The sequence below is a fragment of the Mesorhizobium sp. M1143 genome (genome assembly GCF_040318435.1).
Taxonomy (GTDB): Bacteria; Pseudomonadota; Alphaproteobacteria; order Rhizobiales; family Rhizobiaceae; genus Mesorhizobium.
In genome coordinates this window covers 1-8,209 of the sequence record NZ_JAMYMJ010000096.1, presented here as the reverse complement: position 1 = coordinate 8,209, position 8,209 = coordinate 1, and the positions used below count along the sequence as shown (strand labels likewise).

General features: G+C 57.1%; 10 protein-coding genes. 8 read left to right on the top strand and 2 right to left on the bottom strand.

The window, feature by feature from the left end:
- Together NKH35_RS30245 and NKH35_RS30240 are read left to right on the top strand one after the other, a co-directional pair.
- Positions 1-212 (top strand): hypothetical protein (locus NKH35_RS30245; RefSeq protein ID WP_352917361.1); only part of this gene is annotated, 212 nt, incomplete at its 5' end.
- Between the two features lie 376 nt (positions 213-588).
- A complete protein-coding gene (locus NKH35_RS30240) occupies positions 589-957 on the top strand; it encodes a VanZ family protein (protein ID WP_245261975.1) in 369 nt (122 codons plus the stop codon).
- 646 nt (positions 958-1,603) lie between these two features.
- On the opposite strand, the gene NKH35_RS30235 is transcribed toward NKH35_RS30240, so the two are convergent.
- A complete protein-coding gene (locus NKH35_RS30235) occupies positions 1,604-1,876 on the bottom strand; it encodes a hypothetical protein (RefSeq protein WP_023690703.1) in 273 nt (90 codons plus the stop codon).
- A gap of 320 nt (positions 1,877-2,196) precedes the next feature.
- Between NKH35_RS30235 and NKH35_RS30230 the strand changes: the two genes are divergently transcribed.
- The 6 genes from NKH35_RS30230 to NKH35_RS30205 all read left to right on the top strand — a co-directional run bounded on the left by NKH35_RS30230 (position 2,197) and on the right by NKH35_RS30205 (position 7,763).
- Positions 2,197-2,367, top strand: a complete 171-nt coding sequence (locus tag NKH35_RS30230; protein ID WP_023673960.1) for a DUF1515 family protein — start codon at positions 2,197-2,199, stop codon at positions 2,365-2,367.
- A gap of 464 nt (positions 2,368-2,831) precedes the next feature.
- On the top strand, positions 2,832-3,587 hold the full coding sequence (locus tag NKH35_RS30225; protein ID WP_023706251.1) for a Crp/Fnr family transcriptional regulator: 756 nt from the start codon (positions 2,832-2,834) through the stop codon (positions 3,585-3,587).
- Positions 3,588-4,161: 574 nt separating this feature from the next.
- Positions 4,162-4,392: a hypothetical protein gene (locus NKH35_RS30220; RefSeq protein ID WP_023690600.1), complete on the top strand. Its 231-nt coding sequence runs from the start codon at positions 4,162-4,164 to the stop codon at positions 4,390-4,392.
- Complete coding sequence (locus NKH35_RS30215) at positions 4,392-4,634, top strand: DUF982 domain-containing protein (protein ID WP_023669677.1); 243 nt, start codon at positions 4,392-4,394, stop codon at positions 4,632-4,634. The genes NKH35_RS30220 and NKH35_RS30215 overlap by 1 nt, the downstream gene beginning before the upstream one ends.
- Before the next feature lie 1,140 nt (positions 4,635-5,774).
- Positions 5,775-6,653, top strand: a complete 879-nt coding sequence (locus tag NKH35_RS30210) for a YihY/virulence factor BrkB family protein (RefSeq protein ID WP_286456758.1) — start codon at positions 5,775-5,777, stop codon at positions 6,651-6,653.
- Positions 6,654-7,478: 825 nt separating this feature from the next.
- The gene (locus tag NKH35_RS30205) at positions 7,479-7,763 is read left to right on the top strand and encodes a hypothetical protein (protein ID WP_023673895.1); all 285 of its coding nucleotides are present in this window, start codon (positions 7,479-7,481) and stop codon (positions 7,761-7,763) included.
- Between the two features lie 134 nt (positions 7,764-7,897).
- On the opposite strand, the gene NKH35_RS30200 is transcribed toward NKH35_RS30205, so the two are convergent.
- A partial coding sequence (locus NKH35_RS30200; RefSeq protein WP_352917358.1) for a KTSC domain-containing protein occupies positions 7,898-8,209 on the bottom strand: 312 nt, incomplete at its 5' end.

Sequence of the window (8,209 nt, the reverse complement as noted above, 5' to 3'; positions counted from 1 at the left end):
GCCCCATCAGTGCAACGTTCCCTTCCTTGTTTGCACTGGCCGGCTGCCGAAAGGTGGCCGGCTTTTTTGTATATAACCGCGACCTGATGTTTGGGATTGTTGATGGACAGCCGCGAGTGGCCGCTGCTGGCCTAGCGTCTAGGATTGGAATATGTAGAGGCGAGATCACCAAGGCAGGGATGACCAGACTAAACAGCGGTTTCGTCTTTTAGCCGCGACGCCGGCGATAATTGAATTCAGAAGGGCGTCGGCCCGGCTGCACAGCTGGGCCAAGGCTGGAAAGAGTTCCGCTCCCGCCCAGCACGATACGCATCGCACCTGGGCGCAAGCGGTACCAATGGCTCGCCTATTCCGCCGCGCCTTTTCGGCAGGAAACCCTCGGCCTCATCACAATGGAGGGCGACATTCGCAGCGCCCTATGGAACCATCCAGAGTGACATAGGCTGTTTCATGGAACTTCCTGATGACATCAGGAGGCCTGTTAAGCATGCCAGTTGTTCGCGCTCGTAGCTCAGATGCAGGTTGGAGCTCTGCCTAGTGCGCCAGTATCGGAAGCGAGAACTAGGAACCGGGAGTGCTGCGGATAGATTGCCGCAGTCGAGCTTTTATCAGAGCATGGCAAGGGCTGCCTTTCTCTCCACGTTGGCGGTCGTCCTGTTGCTCGCGCTATTGCCAGACCACTTGCTGCACGCGTTGGCCTTTACGTCTCATCACGACAAGCTCAACCACGCCGCCGCGTTCGCCACCTTGTCGGCTTTGGGTAGCCTCGGCTGGCCCCAACAGGTGGTCCGGCTGGCGGTTCTACTTGCTTTTACGGGCGCAGCGATCGAAATCCTTCAAAGCGTCACAGGGCGTGACATGAGTGTCTTCGACTGGTTTGCCGACTGCGCCGGAATGGCATACGGGCTGAGAACCATGAGCTGGGTGAACGAGATTCTGGGCGAACCGGTTATTTGATCGCCACAGCTCCGCCTTACCGCCGCCGTCTTGGCCCACTTGCCAGCCTCACGCCCGCGGCCGCCTTCGAACCCTCGCTATTTTTAATTTCCGACGCAAAGGCCGATGGGTTTCAGGGCCGCTCACCATTTAGACTTAGGTCCGATTCTTTCCCGCAAATGGCCGAATCCGGAAACATTTCTCCTTCTACTTTGTTGCAGTGGCCGTGCCGCTGAGGAGAACATGCACAGTGCCTCTATCAAATGAACTGCGCGACGTACCTTTAGAATTCCAATGCCCCTCCTGTTCACGCCCTATGGTGAGAAGGGGATCCTGGCTGAAAACGATTGCCGGTTTCAAATGCGATAGTTGCAGGTCCAGAGTGCGGATCGGCTACGAAGAGAAGCTGGCCATATTCGACCGGCACCTTAAGCGAGGCGCGCCGGATCTGGGCCGACGACCAATGGAGTGCGATCCCGGCAACGGTTCCTGAGAGTGTGTCGGCAATTCAAGCTCCAACTGCTTGCGGTCTGCCGCAAGTCCAAGCTTTCATCTGGTCGCAGGGTCAGGCGGCTCTTTCGTCCGCACGGAACCGATGATGGCGAGAGGTTTCGATGCGTCGGAGCACCGAGCAGGTCTACACGTTTTTCGTAGCGACCACCAATCTCTAGCTGACCACTTCAACGCTTTGACGAGGTGCGAGCAACTTGATTTTCAATAGTCTTTTTCGGGCCAACATGCGCGCCGCCTCTGCGATGCGGCCTCCGTAAGCATCGGCGACGAATGATAGCGTCGACAGGTCAATAATGAGGTCGTCGATCGCGCCCGCCAAGACACTGGACCCGCGCCCAAATTGATGCACCAGCGCCCGCACTTCCTTAAGTGCCGTCGAGGCTTCACCCGCATCCAGCAGCGCCTCGATGTCATCGAAAATCTGCATCCCGACCCTCCCGCTTGAAAACGATGGCAATTTCGCGCGAAAAGAAAGCGCCTGCCAAGGTGCTCGCGCACGAAGGCGGCTATTCAGACAACAAGAAAGCCCTGGTGGACCCACGATGAAGGGCGTCCATGGAGGGCGTTCAGCGAGACGCAACCGAGATCCGGCGCGACATTAAACGACAGCGATGCTTGAGCCGCGCTCTCTTACGAGCAATCCGAGCAGCGCCCAGCCGCCAGCCGATCGAAGATGTACGCCAAGACCGACAAGCTGGTGCAGCGTTTTGCCAAGGCTGAAGACGCGGTGAATCGCTCAGCGAAGACATGACCGGGGTGAAGGCGGCCACTGCCGAGGTGACCCGGTGGAAGTTGATGGGCCTCGGCGCATTCGGCTCACTGCATCGCAGCGGCGGCGCTCGCGTCGCTAGTTACGCCCTATTGGTCCTATCTGGCGCGTGCTGCGTGGCGGATCACGAGTTCTATCCGTGCTGCTAAGTCAGCAGAATTCCACACCACCTCCGGATAGGCCGTCTAGATCCGGTAACCGCACATTCTTGAGCACATTGTACGATTGTTACGCAAAGCAGCGGCCGCATCGACTCTCATCATCTTGGAACTACATTGCCACAATGGCACAGCTCTTTGAATCCGCCCCAGTGAGCGCTTCATTTCAGATGATCGTGGACCACTATGAGACAGCGGTTTCACTCCAGGAGCGCATTGTGACTCGCGCTCGACAAGTCGGCTTGTCAACGAAAAGCGATGACGAATTCCTGGAGTATCTGAATGCCGTCTTAGCGCGGGCGCGCCAAAGCTTGGCTCGCGCTGATCAACGCAGTTGTTAATAAATGGGACATCCGCGGCCCGCAGGCATACAGTGTGCTATCGACGGCAACTCTAAGGGCGTCCGTCGGCTGTGAGCGATCAACATGCTTCCGCCCCAATAGGGAGAGGGAGCTATGACAGACTCCAGTTCACGAACTCACACTGCCGCGCAATGCGACACCCGCCAAAATTCCATCTATCGCAATTCGCTGCTGCTTCGAATGTGCTCGGCAGATTTGGCCTTGCTGCAACCTCATTTGGAAAGCGTCTCCCTTGGACTGAAGACGCATCTCGAAGTGGCGGGGTCTCCAATCAGAACCGTGTACTTCTTCGAGAGCGGTCTCGGGTCAGTGGTGGGCGAACTGCGGCCTGGTATTGAAGCTGAGATCGGAATCATAGGTTGTGAGGGTATGACCGGCTCAGCGCTTATCATGGGCGATGACCGGTCAACGCACGATTGTTACGTCCAATTAGAGGCCCGAGCCTTTGTTATCGACGCGGGCCTCTTCACCAAGGCGCTTTTGACAAGCCCAACCCTGCGAAGTTTTCTGCTCCGCTACGTTCACTACTTTCACCTCCAGGCAAGCTTCACCGCGCTCAGCAATGCCCGGATGAACATCGTCGACAGGCTCTCAAGATGGCTGGTGATGTGCGATGATCGCGTCGACGGGAACAGCTTTGCGATTACGCACGAGTTCTTGTCAGTTATGCTCGGTGTCAGGCGGCCCGGCGTCACCATAGCGCTGCAAACCTTGGAGGGCCAAGGTCTGATACGCTCAATGCGAGGAGAGGTAGTCATTCTTGACCGAGCGCGTCTGATTGCGCTGGCTGATGGGTCATATGGCAGGGCTGAAGCCGAATACGCTCGGCTAGTCGGCAAACTGCATTGACCCCAGACGCCGCGCCCGTGGCACTATCCTGAGTGCCCCTGCAACGGAGCCCGCCGGCTGAGCCACGGTGTTTTTGCGTCAGGCGGGAACATTCCCGCTCTGAGGCTGTTTGGCCACAGCTGGCTCGTTCTTCAGCGGTCCGTGCCGGTGACCAAGATGTCCTCTCCACTCGTCATGGTCGGCCCGCGCAGCCTCCGAAGCAGGCGCGGGCCATCCCTGCAGCGTCGCCAGACGTCAGCGGGCTTTTTATCATTCGCCGTTTATCATGGAAGATTTGCAAGTTCGCGCCTGCGACGTTGCGCCATTGGATCAACACGTCCATGGGACGATCATCAGGCCTCCGCTCGAAAAGCCGGGTATAGAACTCCTCCGCTTTGTCCATCCTTGGCGAGCACGGCGTAAATTCCTTGGATTTGCATTCAAAAATTGATTCCACCCATAATGAACAAAGGGCGGGTCCCGTTCCAAAATGGGGTGTTTGCGGCAACCTGCTTTGTACGTTTCCGGCTCTTGCCTTTTTCGGAAAGTGACCCACAGAATAGCTGGTGAGGTTCTATCTCTCTGGGACGATGGGATGGACGTTCAAGCACCTGTTCGGCCTGTGCAGCAAACGGCCAAGGAGCTGGTCCGCGAGGTCCTGTTGGGTTCTCAACCGGGCAATATAATTTCCCTGAAGGCGACCATTGCAGCGGTGCGCGAGCGCGGCCATGATCTTCGTGAGACTGACTGCCAGTTGGTCGGAATGATCGTCAATTCAGCCTCCGTTTGGGGACTGTTCATCGCCTTTGACGTTCGAGAGGCTTGATGCCCCACCGCTGGTTCAACCCTCCGGTTTATGTGAAGACTGAGCGCCCGGGGCTTCGCCTTGGTGTCAACCGAGTTGATGCCGCCGCGGAGGAGCTTCTAAAGTGGTCCAATCGTGGCCCCAAGTGGCGGCTGGCGGCTGAGGCTTGCCTATCTGCGATGGATGGCAAAATGCCGGGTAACGACTTCCGGCTGCTGTTCGAAGCCGCAGCCGATGAAGAGGAGATGCTACTGCCGGATTAACAACGCTATACGGACGGGACCATGCGCGTCTGTTCGCGTTGGCGGTCGGCGAATTAACTTGAATAATCTGACGCAAACGGCTGTGGCCATTGCTCTGTTTTGACCTTTTGTGTTACCTATTGTGCTTCGTTCCCGAGCTTCCTTTTCGATCCCTTGAAGAATACCGGAAAGAACGGGTTCGCGATGTCCGACACCAGAACAATAAGCGAATCGGAACGACCCCGGCGAAAATCAATTGCTTGTCGATTGAACTGAAATCCGATCGACCTTACAGCCTCGTTCACGCGGGTTCGGGTATCCTCCCTCACGTCGCCTGTACGCTCGAATTTCTGCTTTTGGGATCCGCTGGGGCCAGCTCAAAGACCGACGAGGCGCTTAGCCGACTGGCGGCTCATCACGAGAGCGGTCCGGCAGCTTTAGGAGTAGTAGATTTGCAATATGGGTGCCAACTATTCGTCCCAATTGGGACAGGCTGCGGCCGGCAAGCTGCGCCTAGGTCTCACAAAAGGCTCAGGCGTTGGCATCGGAAAAGAGGCGGCTGCTAATTCTGAATGACCGATATGAGGCGCATGCGGTCCGGCAGTATATGGAACGAGAGCAGAAGGTCTGCTTCTGGTGCAAACCAGCGGAAAGGTGCCATTCCGCTGGTGGCGCGATCTTGGCCGCAACGACGTTGGTTGCCGCTGCCTGAAAGCAGACACGGTGGTACCGCGTTGGCAGCTTTGGCGCCTCAAAGCGATATTGAGGCTCAGGACGGTTTTAATCTCACCTCGACCAATCAGCTTGGAAAAGCGGCGATAGTCCGGATGCTCGTACCGCCAGCGGCCGGCGGAGATCGCAGGATGCACGCCAGCTTCCTGCGCCGCCTCCAACACCTCCTCCGTGCTGTTGTCCTTGTCGGTGCAAACGAGCCAGCCTCCGCTTCTATGGTTTCCGAACGAACTAAAATGATCTTGAGAAAACCATTATCAAATGCGCGTCCCGAAATGGGGGCGAAGGCGATGCGAGCGCATCGGAGCGGAAGTTCTATGCCGGCGACCCTCCGCGGAAGTCGGTGCGAAACTCCTGCCACAGCCCGCAACCGGAACATCACATGTGCTGGTGCATTGCTAGTGAACGCCAATTCGACTGGGGCGCAAAATGCATCGCGCGATCACAAATGCATGGGCAATGGTGCGAGAAGCCGTCGTTGGGTTCGTCAACGACAATGCTCTCAGCCATGGCGCAGCAATCGCTTTTTATGCCACAACATCGTTGGCGCCAATTCTGCTCATCGTGGTTGCAATTGCGGGTCTCGCATTCGGTCACGAGGCAGCGCAAGCGGCATTGTCCGCCCAAATCACAGGGATGATGGGTACAGAAAGCGCAAATATCCTGCAAACCGCACTGAAGAGCGCATCCGAAAAGCCATCCGGCGGCACTTGGCCGGCGGTGATTGGCATCATCACCTTGCTTGTGAGCGCTTCCGGGGTCTTCGGCGAAATACAGCAGTCTTTGAACATGATATGGAAGGTCGAAGCGCAGGGAAGTTCGTTGTCGCGCCTGGTGCGCGCACGTGCGGTAAGTCTGGGACTGGTCACCGCACTTGGCTTCATGTTGCTCGTCTCTCTAGTCGCGAGCGCGGCGATTTCGGCCCTAGGCAACCTCATCAACGCACAGTTGCCGTTCGGGACACTTGTCCTGGGCGTTATCAACGCGGTCGTTTCTTTTGTCCTCCTCGCAGCTATTTTCGCTGCCATCTTCAAGATCTTGCCTGATCGAACCCTGGAATGGCGGGATGTCTGGATTGGCGCTGTTGTGACTGCTGCCCTGTTCACGCTCGGGAAATCGCTTATCGGTTGGTATATAGGCTCCAGCGCGGTCGCGGCCTCATATGGGGCCGCCGGTGGGCTGCTCGTCATCCTGTTGTGGGCTTACTACTCGGCGGAAATTTTTCTTTTTGGTGCGGAAATCACTCGCGCCTATTCCATTCGACACGGCAGCAGGTCCGATCAGGAAGCTGTGCTTCACAATGGTTGACCTGCAAGAGATGCCACTATCGCCGGCTGATCCCCGGTCCTGATCGCGTACTCTGATCAGGTCTAGGCTCGCCGGGATCGAGGTGGTTGGGGTCTTCGCCCGGCGAGCTGTCCACCTGCACGGAAAGTACTGGCCGTGGGTTTGCCCATCAGCCGTGACTTATGCAATATCGGTGCGGTTAAGCCCACAAGCATGCCCAACTGCACCGGCCATTCCCTACGGCTGCGTATGGTCTTCGCGCTCGGCAATTTTTTCCAAGAGCTTCCGTGAAGCGTCTAGGACACGGCGCGTCTCTTGGATGGTCGATTGTAGGGATTCAAGTTCTCTCTCCGCCCATCGCTGGCTACGGCGGGCGCCTTCGACGAACTGGTGGTCAGATTCCCATTTGTCTTTCATGCCTCTCAACGAGCGAGCCGGGGAACTCGTTCTAGTATACTCAAGGCCGATTGCCCGCTGGCTCACGCTGGCGGGCTTTTTTGCGTCAGTCGGGAACATCCTCACCCTGAGGCTGTTCGGTCACACCCGGCTCGTTCTTAAGCGGTCCTGCCGGTGACCAAGATCGCCCCTCACTCATCATGGTCGGCCCGCGCTCGGAAGCAAGCGCGGGCCATCCCTGAACAAGTCCGGGGCAACCGGCCAGGCAATTGCAGCATCGATGGTGGCCGCCGGCCGCCTTGACCGAACTTGCGGGCCAATTCCTCCTAGGTTGACGACGAAATATCGGTAGCAATTTCTACAATTTTCAATTTGGCTGGAAACCCTTTCTACCCGCAAGCGTTGAATTAGCACGGCTGCATTCAAGCAGTTGCATTCGGAGGAATTTTGATGAATTCGAAAATGCTCATTCTCGGCGCGACATTTGCCCTTATGACCGGATCGGCCTTTGCCGGCAGTTCCACTGGCACGTCTGCGCTCGACGATCCTGCAAAAATGTCTCCTTTCTTCACGGACAGCAGCATGAAGACCATGAAGTCTGAGGCCGAAGCGAAAACCGCTTGGTCGGCTATGTCTCAGGAGGATAAGGACGCTGTGATGAAGGACTGCGCTGACGCAGATATTGCGAAGGCCCATGAGAACTTCTGCAAAGCTGCGATGATGATGGGCAAATAGGCCCAGCACCTAGCTTAATATAATACGCGCCCGCTGGCCCGGCCGGCGGGCGTTTTCGTTTGCCCTCGGAACCTGGTCAATTCGCACAGTTGCTCCCCTGCGATGGCGCGGGCCGCCTCGAATCTGAAATTCTGTCAATCGCCCGACGCGGCTGCTGCCCTCCCTGCCGCGAGCCGGAATGCATAACGATTGCGGATGTGGCTGTTAAAATAGACGCCCTTGGCAAAGGCAGCTTTGAACGCGGCAACGGCCTCAGCAGGTACGTCCAAAAACTCGTAATGCTTCCCGCTCGCTACAAACCAAACCGAGAGAACCCTGGTGTTCGGGTCATAGTCGAACTTGCGTATCGAAGTCGACGGCATGGTATGCCATCCAAACTCAGCTAGCCGAGTTGGATCGCCAGCTACAGGCTGAAACTGTATTCGAATATGTGGCCGCGCTTTTCG

Bases quoted from the DNA above. Each gene is read 5' to 3' on its own strand.
- NKH35_RS30230 (WP_023673960.1), top strand. From the start codon at position 2,197: ATGACCGGGGTGAAGGCGGCCACTGCCGAGGTGACCCGGTGGAAGTTG.
- NKH35_RS30220 (WP_023690600.1), top strand. From the start codon at position 4,162: ATGGACGTTCAAGCACCTGTTCGGCCTGTGCAGCAAACGGCCAAGGAG.
- NKH35_RS30215 (WP_023669677.1), top strand. From the start codon at position 4,392: ATGCCCCACCGCTGGTTCAACCCTCCGGTTTATGTGAAGACTGAGCGC.
- NKH35_RS30210 (WP_286456758.1), top strand. From the start codon at position 5,775: ATGCATCGCGCGATCACAAATGCATGGGCAATGGTGCGAGAAGCCGTC.
- NKH35_RS30205 (WP_023673895.1), top strand. From the start codon at position 7,479: ATGAATTCGAAAATGCTCATTCTCGGCGCGACATTTGCCCTTATGACC.
- NKH35_RS30235 (WP_023690703.1), bottom strand. From the start codon at position 1,876: ATGCAGATTTTCGATGACATCGAGGCGCTGCTGGATGCGGGTGAAGCC.
- NKH35_RS30225 (WP_023706251.1), top strand. From the start codon at position 2,832: ATGACAGACTCCAGTTCACGAACTCACACTGCCGCGCAATGCGACACC.